Raw genomic sequence first — 18,665 nt, 5'->3', positions numbered from 1 at the left:
CTAGAGGAGATGAATAAGACTGATGACCTGCGTCCTTGGCGGCCCATTTGGGCCGCTTTTTCTTTTGGGCTTGGGCATAAAGGATACAAGCCTGCCATATAGATTAGGTAAAACCCGCATGGACAGGAGGTTTTCCGCGTGCTGGATGCCATTTTACCGGTCCTCCCGCCGTCCATACGGGATGTCATTGCCGCACTTCCTGAGGAAGTTCGGCAACGCGTGGAGGAGATTCGCATTCGGGAAAACCGCCCGTTGGAGGTGGTGACAGCGGAAGGGACCGGTTTTGTCGCGACGGGAGGGAGATGGAGGACCCATGCTGAGCGTTCGTATGTCCCCAATAGAGAGGATTGCACCAAACTGTTGAATCTGATTAGCCAACATTCCCTCTATGCATTGGAAGAAGAGCTTCGGCGTGGGTACGTGACGGTGGACGGCGGCCACCGGATCGGCTTAGCCGGGAAGGTGGTGGTGGAGAACGGGAAAGTGAAGCATTTGCGCGATGTGACCGGATTCAATATCCGGTTGGCCCGTCAGGTGAAAGGGACGGGGAAGCCGTTGATCCCTTATGTGTTTCGACCGGATCGCGTGGAAAACGTGCTGATCGTCTCACCGCCACAATGCGGTAAAACCACGTTATTGCGCGACCTCGCGCGCATCGCCAGCGCTGGGGAATGGGGCGTGAAGCCCCGGAAGGTCGGTATTGTGGACGAGCGTTCGGAAATTGCGGGATGTTTACGAGGCGTTCCGCAACATGATGTCGGACCGCGTACTGATGTGTTGGACGCCTGCCCCAAGGCTGAGGGCATGATGATGATGATCCGGTCGATGTCCCCGGAGATTCTGGTGGTGGACGAAATCGGTCGCAAAGAAGACAGCGAAGCGGTTTACGAAGCTGTTTTTGCCGGGGTGAATCTGTTTGTCACGGCGCATGGACGTTCCCTGGATGAGATTTGTCGTCGTCCCGGATTGACCGCGCTGATTCGAGAGGGTGTCTTCACCCGGGTGGTGTTGTTGAGTCGCCGCCTTCGTCCCGGCACGATCGAGGGGATTTATGACAGTTCGCTCAAGAGGATGGATCGGGAGCGATCGGTGCGGGCAAGATGATGAAACTGCTGGGTGCCGTCTTCATCCTGGTCGCTTCCTCCACCGCCGGTTTTCGCGTCGCCAAGCGGTATGCTGACCGACCTCGCCAGATCCGTGCCTTGCTACAATCGTTGGCCATTTTGGAAACGGAGATTGTGTATGGTTCACGTCCGCTGGCGGAAGTGATGATTCATATCGCCGATCGCGAACCGTCCTCTGTGGGAAAGCTGTTTTGGGAATGCGGAACCCGTTTACGCGCCTTGGACGGCGCATCAGCCTATGAATGTTGGAGAAGGGCGATCGAGGCGATTTGGGAGCAAACGGCCATGCGTCAACCGGAGCGGGAGATCCTGCTCCATTTCGGACAGACGTTGGGGGTCTCCGACCGTCAAGACCAATTGCAACACATTCGGATGGCCATGGCTCATCTGCAGGCGGAGGAACAGCACGCTCGGGACGAGCAGGCTCGATATGAGAAAATGTGCAAAAGCCTGGGCATTCTGGGGGGAGCCTTGCTGGCCATCCTGATGTACTGAGGTACACAACCCGCTCGGAGGTGGAGGGACGAAAGCGATGCCATTCAACGTCGACGCCGTCTTTCAGATCGCGGGGATCGGGATTATCGTGGCGATGATTCACACGATCCTCAAACAGATGGGAAAAGAGGACTGGGCCCATTGGGTGACGCTGATCGGGTTTGTCGTGGTGTTGTTCATGGTCGCCATGCTGATCCAAGATCTGTTTCAAACGATTAAAAACGTCTTCTTGTTCCGACCGTGACGGGAGGCGATCCCGGTGGAAATCATTCAGGTGGTCGGCCTCGGTTTGATCGCCACGTTTTTGATCCTGATCATCAAAGAACAAAAACCGATGTTCGCCTTCCTGTTGGCCACATTTGTCGGGGTCATCATCTTTATCGCATTGGCAGACAAAATCGCCGATGTGATCCGGGTGATCGAATCCCTGGCGGAACAGGCGAAGGTCAACACGCTTTTTCTGGGGACGATCCTCAAGATTATCGGCATTGCCTACATCGCCGAATTCGGTGCGCAAGTAACGCGGGACGCCGGTCAAAATGCGATCGCGTCAAAGATTGAACTGGCGGGCAAAATCCTCATCATGGTGATGGCGATTCCTATCATCACGCTGATCATCGAAACTGTGATGCAAATTTTGCCCTCATAAGGATGATGGATGATGCGCAGACGATGGTCCATACTAGTGTTCTTGACTCTTTTCTGGATCTTGGCGCCGTCGATCGTACAGGCCGCCTCGGAGGCGTCCTTGCAGGATCGCGTAGTGAAGACGCAGTTGGATCAATTGCAGACACAGGATCTGGAGTCCTACTGGAAACAACTGCAACAAGAATACGGCAAGTTTTTTCCCGGTCAACAACCCCCCAGTCTGTTTGATTTGATCCTGTCCAAATCGCGGGACGGGTTTCAGCTGAGTGACGTATTGCAGGGCATGTTGCGTTACTTTTTTCACGAGGTGCTGTACAACGGAAAATTGATGGGCACGATCATCATTCTGACAGTGTTCAGTATGTTGCTCCAGACACTGCAGACAGCGTTCGAGCAGAATCAGGTAAGCAAAGTGGCGTATGCAGTGGCGTTCATGGTCATCATCATTCTGGCCATCGACAGCTTTTCCACCGCCGTCGATTCCGCCAAATCGGCAATCCATACCATGATCCAGTTCATGCTCGCACTGGTGCCGCTCGTGTTGACGCTTTTGGCTTCGATGGGCAATATCGGCTCGGTCGCGATGTTCCACCCGCTGATCGTGTTCATGATTCACGCAATCGGTACGCTGATCTATACGGTTGTCTTTCCGCTCTTGTTCTTCTCGGCGGTATTGGGCATTGTCAGCTGTTTGTCCGAAAAGTACAAGGTGAACCAGTTGGCTAATTTATTGCGCAGAATCAGTGTGGGCTTGCTGGGGTCACTGCTCACGGTCTTTCTCGCTGTAATCTCGGTACAGGGGGCCACGGCGGCGGTGGCGGACGGTGTGACGATTCGAACGGCCAAGTATGTGGCGGGCAACTTTGTTCCCGTGGTGGGGCGCTTGTTTTCCGACGCGGCAGATACCGTGATTGGTGCGTCCCTTTTAGTCAAAAACGCTGTCGGTATGGCGGGAGTGTTGATCCTCCTGTTGATCAGCGCGTTTCCTGCGGTCAAGATTTTGTCGCTCGCTTTCATCTACAACTTTTCGGCGGCGGTGATGCAACCCTTGGGAAACAGTCCGATCATCCAATGCCTCAACATCATCGGCAAAACGCTCATCTACGTGTTTGCGTCGCTGGCCACCGTAGGGTTGATGTTTTTCCTGGCTGTCACGATTATCGTCGCGGCGGGAAATATCTCGGTCATGATGCGGTAGGTGATGGGGATCATGATGGAACTGATCAGCGATTGGCTGCGGCAGATCGTTTTGCTTGTTCTCATCGCCACATTCATCGATCTCCTGTTGCCCAATCATTCGATGGACCGGTATGTGAAGCTCGTCATGGGTCTTTTGATCATCCTGGCCATTTTGTCCCCTGTCTTCTCTCTGATCCGTAAAGACTGGGACGTCTCCGCCCTGGCATTTCGAAACGGCGGTACCGATGTTCAAGACATGACATCATTGGAATCGATCCGGCGACACGGGGAAATGTTGGGCCGGACGCAGGACCAGTTGATCAAGGAGCAGGCAGAGGACCAAATGGCCCAATCGATCCGGCGGGAGATCGAGGACCGTTTCCACGTCACCGTTTCCTCCGTACAAGTCAAAGCCGCTACACCTGCAGATAATAACCGGCCGCCCGGTGTCTCACTCGTTTCGTTGGCGGTCATACCGGAAGGCCCTGGCTCACAGGAGGGACGGACGTCGGTGGCACCGGTCAAGGAGGTGGGGCCGGTCGAGATCGACACAATGAAACAGGAACCGGTGGAGCAGGAGCAGGAGAGGGCAGGGGACGACGCGCTGTCTCGCCGCATCCGTACCTACTTGCAGGAGACATGGCATTTGCGCCCCAGCCAGATCCGTGTGTCGGTGGAACAAGTAGGTTAGGGAGGGGAATCCGGTGTTTAGACGGCTGTTGGAACAGTTGGAAGGAAGCGGCGCGCAAGGGAAATCACGCATCCAATCATTTCGGTGGTTGATTCTGCTGGGGTGTTTGGGGGCCGGGATGATGATCCTCTCTTCGTTTTTCTCCGTCCATGACGAAGTGGTTCCGCCGGATTCCGCCCGCAAACTGCAACCTGCAGTGGAAACTGCCGGAAAAAAGTCGTCGGATAAAATGACGATCCATGATTACGAAGCCGAATATGAATCCCAATTATCCGAGACACTCAGCAAAATCGTCGGCGTGAAAGATGTCACCGTGATGATCAACATGGCATCCACGGAAGAAGAGGTGCTGGCCAAGGATTCACGAACGCAGGAGCAGACGACGGATGAAAACGACCGCAGAGGGGGAACGCGAAAGATCCAGGAACAAAGTGAGGATGAAAAAGTGGTGCTGTACCGTGGGGATGACGGGGAGCAACCCATCGTTGTCAAACGGTTGAAGCCAGTCGTAACGGGAGTGTTGATCGTGGCCAAAGGGGCGGAAAATCTGCAGGTGAAAGCCGCTATCATCGAAGCTGTTCAACGGGTGCTGGACGTCCCAATCCACAGGATATCCGTATTGCCAAAAGGGTGAAGGAGGGGTATTCCATGACCATGAACAAGCAAACGATGTGGTTGGTGACGATGCTCACCTTGATGGTGGTGTTGTCCGCTTACTACATCGTGACCGGTCCGGTGGAGCCAGCGAATCAGGCGGTTCAGAAGGAGAAAGGACCTGCTCCGACGGATGTGAGTGTCAAAACGACCAAATCGTCATCTGATGCAGGAAAAGAACTGTCGGAGGAAAATGCCGGCGATTACTTTGTCGGGTATCAGTTGCAGCGCAGTACGCTCAGATCCAAAATGACGGAGGAGTACATGAAAATCCTGACCGATCCCGAATCAAGTCAACAGCAACTGAAGGAAGCAGAAGCGAAAATCAATCAGTTGATGAAGGTAGATAAAACGGAGTCCGTTCTGGAAGAGCTGATTCGGAGCGAGGGATATCACGATGCCGTCGTGATTACGAACGATCATCATGTGGATGTGATCGTACAGGCGGATAATTTGGCCAACCGGCAAGTGGTGAAACTGATCAGCCTGGTGAAAGAACGGCTGAACATTCCGGCGACACAAGTGTCGGTGGCTTATCGGCCTTGAAAATGTGGGAGAAGACAAAAAAGCCGGGAAGGGTGACCGTTTTCCCACAAGCCGACCATTAGCTTGCCGAAAGAGGAGCGAGAGAGAAAACGGCTCACCCGAAATCGAGATGGTAGACCACATTCAGTCTCAAGCCGTTTCCAAGAGGGGAAACGGCTTTTTATTTGGCGATGACGGTCCGGTTACGATGTCACTGTTTGTCCAACAGAGAGGCACCGGCGATACCGGGATGCGTCATTTCATAAGGGTCCAGTATGAGGTCCAGTTCTTCTTCGGTCAGAACATCGTATTTCAAGCACAATTCCCGTACCGACTGCCCTGTTAATACAGCCTCCCGCGCGATCCGGGCGGCTGTCTCATATCCGATGTGCGGATTCACCGCCGTGATAACGCCCACGCTCTTTTCCACATACTCTTGTAACCGTTTTTTGTTTGCCTCAATTCCAGACAGGCAATAATCCGTAAACACGCGAAATGCATTGTTCATGATGCTGATCGATTGCAGCAGGTTAAATACCAGAACAGGCTCCATCACGTTCAATTCAAGCTGTCCCGCTTCGGATGCCAGACAGATGGTATGATCGTTGCCGATCACTTGAAAGGCGACCTGATTGATGACTTCTGCCATGACGGGGTTTACCTTCCCGGGCATGATCGAGGAGCCGGGTTGACGGGCAGGTAGCGTGATCTCCCCGAGCCCCGTACGGGGCCCGGATGCCATCAGACGCAAGTCATTGGCGATCTTGGACATGTTCATCATGCACACTTTCAGTGCCGCAGAAACTTCCGTATACGCATCCGTGTTTTGTGTGGCATCTACGAGATGATCCGCACGCACCAACGGATACCCGCTGATCTCGGCCAAATGTTTGACCACACTTTCGATATAGCGTGGATCGGCATTCAATCCCGTGCCGACAGCTGTGGCGCCCATGTTGACTTCATACAGATGCTGGCGCGATTGCTCAATCCGTTTGATGTCACGTGCCAACACCCGGCTGTAAGCCTCAAACTCTTGGCCGAGACGGATGGGAACAGCATCTTGCAGATGGGTTCGCCCCATCTTAATGATCGGGTCGAACTCCTCCGCTTTCTTCTTAAACACTTGATGCATGTGTTTCATGGTTTTCAACAGTTGATCCAAAAGCGTCAACGTTGCGATGTGGATCGCGGTCGGGAATACGTCGTTGGTCGATTGAGACATGTTGACATGGGTATTGGGGCTGAGAGCAAAATAGTTCCCTTTTTGCTCACCCAACTGTTCCAGTGCACGGTTGGCGATCACTTCGTTGGCGTTCATGTTGATGGATGTCCCTGCTCCGCCCTGGATCGGATCCACGATAAATTGATCATGCCATTTGCCGTCGATGATTTCCTGTGCGGCTGTGACGATCGCGTTGCCCAAACGGGGATTGAGGCGACCGGTTTCCATGTTGGCGAGGGCGGCCGCCTTTTTGACCATCGCCACCGCTCGAATGAGCGATTCATGCAGGCGGTATCCTGTAATCGGGAAGTTTTCTTTTGCACGCAATGTTTGGATACCGTAGTATGCGTCAGCGGGGATTTCTTTCTCCCCGAGAAAATCTTTTTCCTTGCGGTATGCAGATGCTTGGATCATTGGGTTCACTTCCTTACTACGTATTTGGAGCATGATTGATGAATCGGTCCGCATCGCTTGCTCCACCTGCGTCCTGCAAGAGAGCGGATCAAGACCAATTCATACCGGAAGCAGGGCGCGGGCAAAGTACGCTGCGCTTCTAATGCCCGCAGTACAATTTCTCCGCATTTCCGGTTCTCTGCTTGGTAGTGGGCTTGGTCAATTGCTCGTCCGTAATCTGTTGCGGCCTAAGCGTCTTACCGGACGCGCTCTAGATGGATATATCGTCAGCGATGGGTGTTTCCATGATTCGCTTGACTTCCTGAAGTTCGTTCGTCTTGCCCAAAGCCCACATCAATTTGGGGACGATCGCTTCCGTGTTCATGTCCCTTGAGAGGATGATCTGGTTCTGCGCGGCTTTTCGCCCCACCTCATACAGCAGGATGTCTTCTCCTTCTTCCAGGCATTGTGTGGTGATCACCACCGCAATGCCCGCATTGGTCAGCTCTCTCAGTTTAGGCAGCAGATTTCTTCCTTGGAACGGGATACCACCGCTTCCAAAACTCTCGATGATAACACCTTTATATAGATGACGAATTGAGTCAAACAGCTCAGGTTTGGCTCCGGGATGTAATTTCATGACAAACACATCGGGGCACAGTGAAGTATCCAGAATCAATTCGCCCTGTTTTTTGGTGCGGACGGATTTGTAGTACGTCACATTTGGGCCGTTGATATAAGCGACATATGGATGGTTAATACTTTCAAACGCATCGTAGCTCTTGGTGCGCATCTTGACAGCCCTTGTCCCCTGAATCACCTTGCCGTCGAACACGATAAAAACGCCACCGATCTCCTCACATGCAAACCGAACGGCATCCGCAATGTTTTTCTTGGCATCGGTCCGTTTAAAACTGATGGGAACTTGGGAACCGGTCAGGACGACCGGTTTGGCGACGTTTTGCAGCATATAGGACAAGGCAGCGGAGGTGTAGGCCATCGTGTCCGTCCCGTGCGTGATGATAAAACCGTCGTACTGATCATAATGCCGAAAAATGGCTTCCGCGATTTTGACCCAGAATTCCGGTTGCATATTGGTACTGTCGATATTCATCAGCATTTTGCTTTCCAACTGGTAATCCGCCGTATTCTTCGGCAAGTACTTCGCCAGCTCTTCTGCGGTCATTCCTGGTGCGAGTCCTTCCTCGCTTGGAACGGATGCGATCGTTCCCCCGGTGGCCAACAGTAGCAATTTCTTCATACCCTTCACCTCTTCCGCTCTCGGGCTTTTAGCATGAAATCGAACGATCCCGGATGATGGTTGCAAGAATCAAATGAATCATTGTATATTAACGTAGAGTGTACGCTTATTGCGAACATCCAAGAGTAATTATAGGGTGGGTATGGGTTTAAATCAAGAAAATTGTATTCGTTCCGCGTACTTATCATGGTGTTGTCAAGATGGGTGGGAAAGGAGGAGAGGCGATGCTCCTAGATAGAATCATCGGCTTGCGAAAACAAAAAAAGTGGTCCATACAATATACCGCAGATCAACTGGGGATTGCTAAAAGCACATATGCGGGGTATGAATCGGGATATCGCCGTCCTTCGTTGGAGGCGATCAAGAGCATCGCGGATCTGTTTGAAACCTCGGTGGATTATCTGATCGGTCGTGTCGACGATCCCACCTTTCATCCCAAAGGGAAGGTAATCGAATTGACGCAAATGTCCGGACAGAAATTGACTGTGGACGGACAACCTCTTTCAGAAGAAGAGATCCATCAACTGATTGCTTTCATCCGAGCCAAACGAGAGATCACTGGAAGTGGCAAAGTAGGCTGATTCTTGAAGTAACGCCGGTTGACCTTAAGCCGGCGTTTGTTGATGAATTCGCTTCTCTGTTGAAAGCTCCGATGTGGGAGCTTCTTTTTTATGCTGACACACATTTACAACGTAACATTGTTATGTTATATTCGAAATCGAGAGAGGAGGTGGCCATCCATGGAAGAAAAGTTGATCTCCAAAAAGGAGTTGTTACAGCTCACCGGCATTTCATACGGTCAACTGTACAGATGGAAGCGGAAGAACCTGATTCCGGAGGAATGGTTCATTCGCAAGTCAACCTACACGGGTCAGGAAACCTTTTTTCCAAAACAGAAGATATTGGACCGGATCAACAAGATCAAGCGGATGAAAGATGAGTTGTCTTTGGATGAAATCGCGGAGCGATTGTCCCCCAATCTGACAAAGGTGATGCTGCCTGTTGAAGAGATTATCAAACGTAACATTGTTTCAAAAGAAGTGTGGGATTTGTTTGCTGATGAGTGGACCGGGGCGAAGACGCTTCACTTTGAGGAAATCCTCCGCTTATACGTCGTAGCCCGCACACTGAAAACGGGCGATGTCAGCTTGGAAGAGGCACGTCGCGTCTGGTCCATGCTGGAAGCGCATGCTTCCCATGTTCGGGAACAAAAGGGGGAGTTGTGGGTCATCCGCAAGATGGGGATCGCGATCAGCCTGTTGACAGATTCTGTTCAGGAGCTTCATATCGAAGCGGATGCCAAGGTAGTCGTACGCCTTTCTTTGGCACAATGTGCCGAAGAGCTGAAAATCAGCATGATGGACGGAGGGATGTGAATGGAACGGAAAGAGCGCCGGGATTTTGTTGTGGCCGGAAGGGCAAGCACTGCAGGTGGCGAATTTGACCGCGTGTCCATCCACGGCGACGGGCACGTGGACGGAGATTTGGCGTGTACGGAGTTGAAATGTCATGGCAAGTCGCACATCACGGGTAACGTGAAAGCAAGCGATGTGAGAGTATACGGCTCCACTCGGATAGACGGCCGTGTGGAATCGGAAGAGCTCCAGGTTCGCGGTCATGCAGAGATCGGCGGACACTTGTCCTGTCGGAAGATGGAAGCGGAAGGGGTACTCCATGTAGGCGGTCCTGTGACGGCAGAAGAAGTAGCCTTGAAAGGACAGCTCAATGTTAAAAATGATGTGGAAGCGGAATCTTTCTCGGCCAAGGGTATTTTCACGATCGATGGTCTGTTGAACGCAGGACAAATCGTGGTGCAGCTGTACGGGGACTGCCAGGCGAAGGAAATCGGTGGCGAAAAAATCGAGGTGCGGAAAAAGGGTTTCTCATTTTGGTTCAAGTCATTCACGCATCATCTGGAGGTTGATACGATCGAGGGAGATGAGATCCACTTGGAAAACACCCGGGCAAAAGTGGTGCGGGGTAATCGCGTCACCATCGGACCGGGTTGCGATATCGGATTGGTGGAGTATCACGATCATTTTCACCGGGATCACGACGCGAAAGTAAAGGAATCAAAGAAGCTGTGAATGAAAAAGAGTCCCCACCCAGGTGCTGACGCGCATCCGTGTGAGGGACTCTTTCGTCATCGCTGTTCCCCGAACTGCAAAACATCGAACTTTGTTGTTCAAGGCAGAACCGTTGCCGCTTTCTCAGCGACAACAGGCATTTGCGCCAGTTCCAGGTGATCATAGGAATTATAGGTGGCGAGATGAATCGCTCCTTCGATATGGGCGCTGCTCGTCGGAACCAATCCGTCACTGTCGGTTTGGTATTTGGTGAACAGGGTAATCCACCCTACAAAATTCTCTCCTTCCACTCCCCAAGTATCGTAACCGTCAGCATCTCCTTGAACCGTATAGATTTTCCCGCCGTTAAAAAGGGGAGCACCCTTCACCGGATACTGTTGGTTAAACTTTTCCACCCAGGCAGGATCCAGGTTGGATTGTGCTTTTTCTCCTCCATAGATATATTTTGCCGCAAATTCGTAATCATTCGCCAGCGGAGATCCATGATGCGGAGTACCCAGGGTGACCAATCCCGCAACGGTGCCGGGGTGGTCGTAGATGTAACGCCGGGCGACCAGCCCGCCTTGACTGTGGGCAATGATATCAAATTGCTTGCTGAGACCATATTTCTTTTGCAGGATTTGTACTTTTTCGTGAACCTGTTTCACCCAGTCCGCAATATACTCTGTCCCGGCCGTATGGTCATTTCGGCCGATAAAGGTGACGGTTTTGCCGTTCAATGTCCGGGTATGCACCTCATTCGAATCATTGGCATAAATCACGTATACATTGCCGGAACCCCAAGCATTCGCTACTGCGCTTAAAAAAGGATCGCTCCATTGATGAGCGTTGCGAAGGCCGTGCAACAGAACCAGGTCGTATTTTTTGGTGGTGGCTGCCTGGGTAGCTGTTTTTTGACCAGGTGCGGCATGACCGATACCTGGAATGGTCAGAATCAATGTCGCCAGAAAAGAGAAAATCCAAATTTTACGCATCGTCATACCCCCTTTCCGGATCAAAATCTATCATCTCCGATCACACGATAGGGTTTTAAATTATTTGATTTTTCATTATAATAAAGTTTTAATCCAAATTCAACTGATCATAATCATATGCCGTTGATGGAAAATGCATGCGGAAAACGCTTGCAAAAAGGGGGCGGGTGTTGTAAAATCGGACTTGCAAAGGTTGCAACCGCTTTCAGTTTATTCCCTCACAAGTTAATCGTGGATGAGAGATGGAGAACCACAATATCCTTTCAATGGGGTTGAAGGGTACATTGTGGTTTTTTTCATGCAATTCACTTCCAATAATTCCGTATGATTCGAATATCAAGATATCTAGAATGGAGGGAGAACTTTGTCTCATTTTCTCGCCGAATTGATCGGTACGATGATTCTGATTATTTTGGGAGATGGTGTGGTTGCTGGTGTCGTGTTGAACAAGTCCAAAGCGCAAAACGCAGGCTGGGTGGTGATCACCTTCGGCTGGGGGTTGGCCGTGATGGTAGCTGCCTATTGCGTCGGCCATTACAGCGGCGCCTATCTTAACCCGGCCGTCACCGTCGGTTTCGCGATGGCGGGGAAACTGCCGTGGGCCGAGGTTCCAGTCATGATCGTGGCGCAGATGATCGGGGCGTTTTTGGGAGCCGTCGTGGTTTGGTTGCATTACTTGCCCCATTGGAAAGAAACGGACGATCCTGAAGCGAAATTGGGTGTGTTTTCCACGATCCCGGCCATTCGCCATACGTGGTCCAACTTATTGAGTGAGGTGATCGGTACCTTTGTGCTGGTGTTGGCCTTGCTGGCTTTCGGTGCCAAAGGAGTTGTCTTTGCCGACGGGTTGCAGACACTAGTGGTGGCCTTGTTGATCGTTTCGATCGGGATGTCGCTCGGCGGCACCACCGGTTATGCCATCAATCCTGCTCGGGATCTAGGACCGCGTATCGCCCATGCGCTGTTGCCCATACCCGGAAAGGGAAGCTCCGACTGGGGGTATGCCTGGATTCCCGTAGTCGGTCCGCTTGTGGGTGGAGTGGTGGCATCTTGGGTTTATTTGCAGTTATTTCATTGATTCCTTTGTAAGCGTTTTGAATGCATAAATATCCGATGATTTTCTGGTTTTAGAAAAGAGTGGCCGTTTTCCGGCAGTCGCGGGAGAGAAAACGGTGCACCCGGATCAACACGATAGATAATCGGACACAGTGGAGCCGGGAGATGACGATTGGCGGAACCTTGTCAGCCTCTATCAAAGGAGAAAATGGGGAGGAGTTTGAAGATGGAAAAGAAATACGTGTTGGCCATTGACCAGGGAACCACCAGCTCTCGGGCGATCATCTTTGATCGCGAGGGGAAAGTGGTAGGAGTGGCGCAAAAGGAGTTTACCCAGATCTTCCCTCAACAAGGCTGGGTTGAACACGATGCAATGGAAATTTGGGGCTCCGTGCAAAGCGTCATCCATGAGGTGTTGGCCCGTTATCCGGTCGCGACCCAAGAGATTGCGGCGATCGGGATTACCAACCAGCGCGAGACCACCGTGGTCTGGGACAAACATACGGGTGAACCGGTGTATCATGCGATCGTATGGCAATCCCGGCAGACGTCCGATATATGTGAACAGTTAAAAGCCGATGGTTACGAAGAAACGGTTCGCGACAAAACCGGTTTACTGATCGACGCTTATTTTTCCGGTACCAAGGTAAAATGGATTCTGGATCATGTCGAGGGGGCGCGGGAAAAAGCGGAACGAGGAGACCTGTTGTTCGGCACCATCGATACCTGGTTGGTGTGGAAGTTCTCCGGCGGTCGGGCCCATGTCACCGACTATTCCAATGCATCCCGAACGCTGATGTACAACATCTTCGATTTGCGTTGGGACGATCAACTGCTGGAGATGTTGAGCGTTCCCCGCTCCATGTTGCCGGAAGTGCGCTCATCGTCCGAGGTGTACACCACCACCGACCCCACGCTCTTTTTCGGGGAAGAAGTACCCATTTCCGGAATCGCGGGCGACCAGCAGGCGGCGTTGTTCGGTCAGGCTTGTTTTGAACCGGGCATGGCAAAAAACACATACGGCACCGGTTGCTTCATGTTGATGAACACGGGGGAGAAAGCGGTCCGTTCGAGGCACGGACTTCTGACTACACTGGCCTGGGGACTGGACGGCAAGGTGGAGTATGCACTCGAAGGCAGCATTTTTGTCGCCGGTTCGGCCATCCAATGGTTACGGGACGGGCTGCGCCTGATCAAAACGGCGGCGGAAAGTGAAGAGTTGGCGCAAAACGTGAGTTCCAACGACGGGGTTTATGTCGTGCCGGCGTTTGTGGGGTTGGGTACGCCCTACTGGGACAGCGACGTTCGTGGGGCGGTGTTCGGCTTGACACGTGGAACGAAAAAGGAACACCTCGTGCGGGCTACGTTGGAATCCCTCGCTTATCAGACTCGGGACGTGTTGGGGGCGATGGAAGCCGATGCGGGCATTCGCCTGAAAAAATTGCGCGTCGATGGCGGCGCCACTGCCAACAACTTCCTGATGCAGTTTCAAAGCGACATCCTCGGGGTTCCGGTGGAACGTCCGGTGGTGTTGGAGACGACCGCGCTCGGTGCCGCCTACTTGGCGGGATTGGCCGTCGGTTTTTGGACCGACAAACAGGAAATCGCAAAGAACTGGCAGGTTGACCGCAATTTTGAGTCTGAAATGGATCACAACACGCGGGAAATATTGTATAATAAATGGGTGAAGGCGGTGGAAGCAGCGAGGACGTTTAAATAAACCGCCACTTGTGACAAGTTGATACTCGGTGGAGACGGGAGACAGCCACAAGACCTTATGTTGAGGGCATAAGGGATTGTGGCTTTTTTTGTCATATAATAGAAAAAAGGTGGGGTTGGCATGGGTCATACGTTTTCTGCATTGGAACGTTCCCGTGATGTACAGACGTTAACAGAGCAGGAATGGGACTTACTGGTGATTGGCGGTGGCATTACCGGTGCGGGGATCGCGTTGGATGCGCAAACCCGCGGCATCAAAACAGCGCTGATCGAGATGCAGGATTTTGCCGGTGGTACATCCAGTAGGTCCACCAAATTGGTACATGGCGGTTTGCGTTATCTCAAACAGTTGGACTTCGGATTGGTTGCCGAAGTGGGGCGGGAACGTGCCATTGTTTACGAGAACGCCCCGCATGTGACCACACCGGAGTGGATGTTGCTCCCGATCGTCCGGGGCGGCACATATGGAAAATGGGCGGCTTCCTTCGGTGTATACCTCTACGACAGGCTGGCCGGTGTGAAAAAGAGTGAACGACGGAAAATGTTGAACGCAGAAGAAACGTTGGCCAAGGAACCGCTTTTGCGCAGGGACGGCCTGAAAGGTTCCTGTATTTATGTCGAATACCGCACCGACGATGCCCGTCTGACGCTGGAGGTATTGAAGGAAGCGGTGGCACAGGGAGCCCTGGCCGTCAACTATTTCAAGGTGACAGATTTCCTGTATCGGGACGGAAAGTTGGTCGGTGTCAAAGCGATGGATTTGCTTCAACGCCGTGAGGTGGTGATCACCGCCAAAAAAATCGTCAATGCGGCAGGCCCCTGGGTGGATTTTCTGCGTGAAAAGGACGGTTCCAAACAGGGGAAAACACTGCACTGGACCAAAGGCGTACACATCGTGGTGGATCAGTCCCGTTTTCCGTTGCGCCATGCGGTCTATTTCGATACGCCGGATGGGCGGATGGTGTTTGCCATCCCCCGCGACGGGAAAACGTACATCGGCACAACGGACACCGACTACCATGAGGGTCTGGAGCATCCCCGCATCACCGTGGAGGATCGGGATTATTTGTTGCGGGCGGTCAACGGGATGTTCCCTAGTGTCGGGTTGACCCCCGACGATATCGAGTCCGGCTGGGCGGGGATCCGACCGCTGATCCACGAGGAAGGAAAAGCGCCGTCGGAGATTTCCCGCAAGGATGAGTTGTTTCATTCGGATTCCGGGCTGATCACCATCGCCGGTGGGAAATTGACGGGTTATCGGAAAATGGCGCAAAAGGTGGTCGACCTCGTCGTCTCCGAACTGGCGATAGAAACCGGACGGAACTTCGGACCGTGCCGGACGGCCAATCTTCCGTTGTCCGGTGGCAAATTCGGAGGGTCTGCCCATTATCCCACATTTGTGGAGGAACAAACGCGGGTGGGCATGAAGTTGGGACTTGCCAGGAAAGAGGCGGAGAAATTGGTTCGCCGTTACGGTACCAATGTGGGTTTGGTGTATAATATTGTGGAACATCAAAGGGAGGAAGCTGCTTCATTCGGGCTCCCGCCGGATGTGTTCGCTGCTCTGGTATACGGTGTGGAACATGAAATGACCGCTACCCCGAGTGATTTCTTCATCCGTCGCACCAGCGCGATGTTCTTCGATATCAACTGGGTTCGCCGGTGGAAAGAGCCGGTGACAACGGCGATGGCACATCTGTTGGGATGGGATAAGGAAACAACAGAAAAACACCGTCGTGATTTGGAGCAACGATTGATCGAGGCAACGGAAGTGGTCTGAGTGCTTCGCTGGAAGATGGGTCATATATCAAAACGAGAGAAAACGGCTTTTTGTGGGTAAGAAACCTTGGAGTTGAAGCGAAGAGGTACCAAGAGGGAAATACCTGGACAATAGGAGTACACCAGACACACTCTAGCAGGAGCCTTATCAGTTGTCTCAAGCGATGGGAGGAAGATCATGCATTTCCATCAACAGAAAATCCTGCCTGCAGCCAGAAGCATCAAGGATTTTGAAGCGCTCATGGACAGTACCTATCAATACATCATCCTGCTGGATTGTCATGTTGCACAACTGAAAGCGCTGATTCAACTGGCCAATCGCCACAGCAAAAAAGTATTGCTCCATGTCGATCTAATTCAAGGGCTTAGAAACGATGAACATGCGGCTGAATTTCTGTGTCAGCAAATTAAGCCCGCAGGGTTGATCTCGACCCGAACTCAGGTAGTGCACGTAGCAAAGAAAAAGAAACTGATCGGTATCCAGCGGATATTCCTGCTGGATACCCATGCATTGGAAACCAGTTACCGTTTGTTGGAGACGTCTCGTCCGGATTACATTGAAGTGCTGCCCGGAATCATTCCGCACATGATCCGGGAAGTTCATGAACGAACCGGAATTCCGGTGCTGGCGGGCGGTTTGATCCGTACGCATGAGGAAGCAGAACAAGCCCTCTCCGCGGGCGCTGTCGCTGTCACTACCTCCAATCGTTCTCTTTGGAAACTACGCTGATGAAATGGAAAACGAAATGCCTCCCGCCAAAATGGGGGGTGTAAGACTACTGACCAGGTAGCAGGGCAGCAGTCTCGATAATCAAAAGTGGGTCGGCATAAATTTACAAGCGAAGGAAAGAAACGATCGAGCGGAGTTTCACGGATGCGAAGGGACTGTACGGACTTTGCTACACATGGATGAAGGGGTTTGCCAGGGTTAAGAAACGGGACGGAAGGCGGGCCATCATGTCGTGTCCAATCCATACACAAACCCAGCGGAAAAACCGCTGGGTTTTACAATAGTCTCATACGTTAAAAACGGGAGGCGCATTTGGTTGAAATCCCGCTCGAAATACTGAATACACGTATTTGAGCTAAGGGCGTATTTTTCATACCCGTATTTCTGAACCATTGCTCTTCAGACACTCCCGGGTATTTTACTCCTCCGGATGGTTAAGTTGATGTATTCGTTGCAATAGGGATTTGAACCGGGACAGCAGTTCTCGGAACTCTTCTTCCGAAATCCCGCTCTGTTCCAACAGGACTTTGGGGATGCAATAAGCCTCTTCCTTCAGCGCGTCTCCACGTTCGGTGAGACGTATGATCACCTTGCGCTCATCGTCGGCGGACCGTTGCCGTCGGATGAGACCGGCGGCTTCCATCCGTTTCAACATGGGAGTCAATGTGCCGGAATCCAAGTAGAGCCGTTCTCCCAGTTCTTTGACGGTCATTTCACGGTGCTCCCACAAGACCAGAAGGGTGAGATATTGGGGGTAAGTGATGCCCAATTTGTCGAGCAGGGGGCGGTATATGCGGCCGATTTCTCTAGAACAGGCATAAATAGTGAAGCAAAGTTGATTGTCCAACTTTAAGATTTGGGGGTCTTCCATTTTTCACACCTTATTTCCATTTGATCAAATTGAATTGCAGCAAATCAAATAGATCGGAAATCAATATAACGAATGCATGGTCATTTGTCAACGGGAGCTGAAGTCCGATCTTTGATAAAAAAGAGCGAGTTCCTGTGAAAAAACAGCTTGGCTTGCCCTTTTTGGTTATTTAATAATAGTTACTTGACAAAAGTAAGTAATAATATATAAAGATAAGTCCATTCTTAGCATGTTGAGATGGCTTGGGGCGATGCATCCGATCAGCGGAGTTCTATTACTTTTTAGATAATTAAAAGTATTATACACCTTTGAAGGGAGAGGTATACACACCAGATCAACAAGGAACAGGTGCATTTGATGGGGGAAAAATAACCGAGCAAAAACCGATTGGATTTCCTCATGAGTTTTCTGCGGTGAAACGTGTAGGACCTTTATTTTATTGGTCATGGTTTTATGCTAAAGAAGAAGGAATGATTGGAGCGCATCCGCATCAAGGATTTGAGATTGTCACTTATGTGATTCAGGGTACACCGAACATGGGGATTCATTGGGAACGAAAAGTATCGTAGGGTCTGGAGGAGCACAAGTGATGCAAACAGGTTCCGGTTTGTATCACGAAGAACGATTTATCGGACCTGATATGGAGGGGTTCCAAATATGGTTTGAACCGTTTCTTCATGAAGCCATTAAAAGACAACCTACTTATCACCAATATGAAGCTGAAGAATTTCCCGTTATGGTGCAAAATGGCTTCCAGATCAAGACCCTGATCGGAGAAGGTTCACCTATTCATTTGACGACGGATGTTAAGATGTGGGATGTCAACGTAAAACCAGGAAGTGAATATAAACTCACGATTCCTTCTGGTTATTCTTTGGCTACCCTGGTCATTAGAGGCAATGGAGTATGGAAGGATGAAGAAAAGGAAAGCGTGTCAACTGCGTTCCAGCATAAAGACTTTATTGTTTTGGAAGCCGGCTCCCAAGCAGACGTTCGACTAAAAGCAGATCAAGATGACGATTTACATATAAAGTCGCCTGAAAGCCCACGGTTTCAATCGTGGGATGAAAGGCTGCGTTGCTCGCATCCCCTTTTGGGGATGGTAAGGGCAACCAATTTTCTGTATAATCGAACATACGAGCGGTGCTCATTCCACTGGTAGTGGGTTTGTTCCAGTGTACGTCATGGTATGAGGTTCCAGTGGCGAACCAATCACTCCCACTGGGTAAAACCATGAGACAAAGGAACTAGCGT

At 51.5% G+C, this 18,665-nt stretch carries 21 protein-coding genes; 17 read left to right on the top strand and 4 right to left on the bottom strand.

Annotation, left to right across the window (positions count from 1 at the left end):
• Positions 1–141: 141 nt before the first annotated feature.
• Genes spoIIIAA through NWF35_RS05100 form a run of 8 tightly spaced genes read left to right on the top strand, consistent with a single transcriptional unit; the run spans position 142 to position 5,337 of the window.
• Positions 142–1,104 carry a stage III sporulation protein AA gene (gene spoIIIAA / locus NWF35_RS05135; RefSeq protein WP_301238032.1) on the top strand — a complete coding sequence of 321 codons (963 nt, stop codon included), beginning with the start codon at positions 142–144 and terminating at the stop codon, positions 1,102–1,104.
• Positions 1,101–1,619, top strand: a complete 519-nt coding sequence (spoIIIAB, locus tag NWF35_RS05130; protein WP_301238015.1) for a stage III sporulation protein SpoIIIAB — start codon at positions 1,101–1,103, stop codon at positions 1,617–1,619. The genes spoIIIAA and spoIIIAB overlap by 4 nt, the downstream gene beginning before the upstream one ends.
• Positions 1,620–1,656: 37 nt before the next feature.
• A complete protein-coding gene (gene spoIIIAC, locus NWF35_RS05125; protein ID WP_301238014.1) occupies positions 1,657–1,863 on the top strand; it encodes a stage III sporulation protein AC in 207 nt (68 codons plus the stop codon).
• Between the two features lie 15 nt (positions 1,864–1,878).
• Positions 1,879–2,268 carry a stage III sporulation protein AD gene (gene spoIIIAD, locus NWF35_RS05120; protein WP_212774757.1) on the top strand — a complete coding sequence of 130 codons (390 nt, stop codon included), beginning with the start codon at positions 1,879–1,881 and terminating at the stop codon, positions 2,266–2,268.
• 9 nt (positions 2,269–2,277) lie between these two features.
• Positions 2,278–3,465, top strand: coding sequence for a stage III sporulation protein AE (gene spoIIIAE, locus NWF35_RS05115; RefSeq protein WP_435873835.1), 1,188 nt, complete (start codon positions 2,278–2,280; stop codon positions 3,463–3,465).
• Between the two features lie 12 nt (positions 3,466–3,477).
• Positions 3,478–4,137 (top strand): stage III sporulation protein AF, encoded by a 660-nt coding sequence (spoIIIAF, locus tag NWF35_RS05110; RefSeq protein WP_301238012.1) that lies wholly within the window; start codon positions 3,478–3,480, stop codon positions 4,135–4,137.
• Positions 4,138–4,150: 13 nt separating this feature from the next.
• Complete coding sequence (gene spoIIIAG / locus NWF35_RS05105) at positions 4,151–4,771, top strand: stage III sporulation protein AG (protein WP_301238011.1); 621 nt, start codon at positions 4,151–4,153, stop codon at positions 4,769–4,771.
• Between the two features lie 14 nt (positions 4,772–4,785).
• Positions 4,786–5,337, top strand: coding sequence for a SpoIIIAH-like family protein (locus tag NWF35_RS05100; RefSeq protein WP_301238010.1), 552 nt, complete (start codon positions 4,786–4,788; stop codon positions 5,335–5,337).
• Between the two features lie 190 nt (positions 5,338–5,527).
• On the opposite strand, the gene aspA is transcribed toward NWF35_RS05100, so the two are convergent.
• Entirely contained in the window at positions 5,528–6,955 is a 1,428-nt protein-coding gene (gene aspA / locus NWF35_RS05095; protein WP_301238009.1) for an aspartate ammonia-lyase, read from the bottom strand.
• 250 nt (positions 6,956–7,205) lie between these two features.
• A complete protein-coding gene (locus tag NWF35_RS05090) occupies positions 7,206–8,195 on the bottom strand; it encodes an asparaginase (RefSeq protein WP_301238008.1) in 990 nt (329 codons plus the stop codon).
• 224 nt (positions 8,196–8,419) lie between these two features.
• Here NWF35_RS05090 and NWF35_RS05085 point away from each other — a divergent pair, with 224 nt between their 5' ends.
• The 3 genes from NWF35_RS05085 to NWF35_RS05075 all read left to right on the top strand — a co-directional run bounded on the left by NWF35_RS05085 (position 8,420) and on the right by NWF35_RS05075 (position 10,282).
• Complete coding sequence (locus tag NWF35_RS05085; RefSeq protein WP_301238007.1) at positions 8,420–8,776, top strand: helix-turn-helix domain-containing protein; 357 nt, start codon at positions 8,420–8,422, stop codon at positions 8,774–8,776.
• 159 nt (positions 8,777–8,935) lie between these two features.
• A complete protein-coding gene (locus NWF35_RS05080) occupies positions 8,936–9,571 on the top strand; it encodes a YhbD family protein (RefSeq protein ID WP_301238006.1) in 636 nt (211 codons plus the stop codon).
• A complete protein-coding gene (locus NWF35_RS05075; protein WP_301238005.1) occupies positions 9,572–10,282 on the top strand; it encodes a polymer-forming cytoskeletal protein in 711 nt (236 codons plus the stop codon).
• A 98-nt stretch (positions 10,283–10,380) separates the two neighbouring features.
• Here NWF35_RS05075 and NWF35_RS05070 read toward each other — a convergent pair whose 3' ends face one another.
• Positions 10,381–11,256: a lipase family alpha/beta hydrolase gene (locus NWF35_RS05070; protein WP_301238004.1), complete on the bottom strand. Its 876-nt coding sequence runs from the start codon at positions 11,254–11,256 to the stop codon at positions 10,381–10,383.
• A 364-nt stretch (positions 11,257–11,620) separates the two neighbouring features.
• On the opposite strand from NWF35_RS05070, the gene NWF35_RS05065 reads away from it, so the two are divergent.
• From NWF35_RS05065 to NWF35_RS05050, 4 genes are all read left to right on the top strand, one after another.
• Positions 11,621–12,334, top strand: a complete 714-nt coding sequence (locus NWF35_RS05065) for an MIP/aquaporin family protein (protein ID WP_301238003.1) — start codon at positions 11,621–11,623, stop codon at positions 12,332–12,334.
• 204 nt (positions 12,335–12,538) lie between these two features.
• On the top strand, positions 12,539–14,032 hold the full coding sequence (gene glpK, locus NWF35_RS05060; RefSeq protein ID WP_301238002.1) for a glycerol kinase GlpK: 1,494 nt from the start codon (positions 12,539–12,541) through the stop codon (positions 14,030–14,032).
• Between the two features lie 120 nt (positions 14,033–14,152).
• Positions 14,153–15,811 (top strand): glycerol-3-phosphate dehydrogenase/oxidase, encoded by a 1,659-nt coding sequence (locus NWF35_RS05055; RefSeq protein ID WP_301238001.1) that lies wholly within the window; start codon positions 14,153–14,155, stop codon positions 15,809–15,811.
• Between the two features lie 177 nt (positions 15,812–15,988).
• Positions 15,989–16,540, top strand: a complete 552-nt coding sequence (locus tag NWF35_RS05050) for a glycerol-3-phosphate responsive antiterminator (RefSeq protein WP_301238000.1) — start codon at positions 15,989–15,991, stop codon at positions 16,538–16,540.
• A 418-nt stretch (positions 16,541–16,958) separates the two neighbouring features.
• On the opposite strand, the gene NWF35_RS05045 is transcribed toward NWF35_RS05050, so the two are convergent.
• Positions 16,959–17,411: a MarR family winged helix-turn-helix transcriptional regulator gene (locus NWF35_RS05045; RefSeq protein ID WP_301237999.1), complete on the bottom strand. Its 453-nt coding sequence runs from the start codon at positions 17,409–17,411 to the stop codon at positions 16,959–16,961.
• Between the two features lie 308 nt (positions 17,412–17,719).
• Between NWF35_RS05045 and NWF35_RS05040 the strand changes: the two genes are divergently transcribed.
• Positions 17,720–17,980, top strand: a complete 261-nt coding sequence (locus NWF35_RS05040; protein ID WP_301237998.1) for a hypothetical protein — start codon at positions 17,720–17,722, stop codon at positions 17,978–17,980.
• Positions 17,959–18,573, top strand: a complete 615-nt coding sequence (locus tag NWF35_RS05035) for a pirin family protein (RefSeq protein WP_301237997.1) — start codon at positions 17,959–17,961, stop codon at positions 18,571–18,573. Before NWF35_RS05040 ends, NWF35_RS05035 begins: the two co-directional genes overlap by 22 nt.
• Positions 18,574–18,665 lie beyond the last annotated feature (92 nt).

It is taken from the genome of Polycladomyces subterraneus (assembly GCF_030433435.1).
In the GTDB taxonomy this organism is placed as follows: Bacteria; Bacillota; Bacilli; order Thermoactinomycetales; family JIR-001; genus Polycladomyces; species Polycladomyces subterraneus.
Note: the sequence above shows the minus strand (reverse complement) of the source record. Positions and strands in the feature narration are given on the sequence as shown.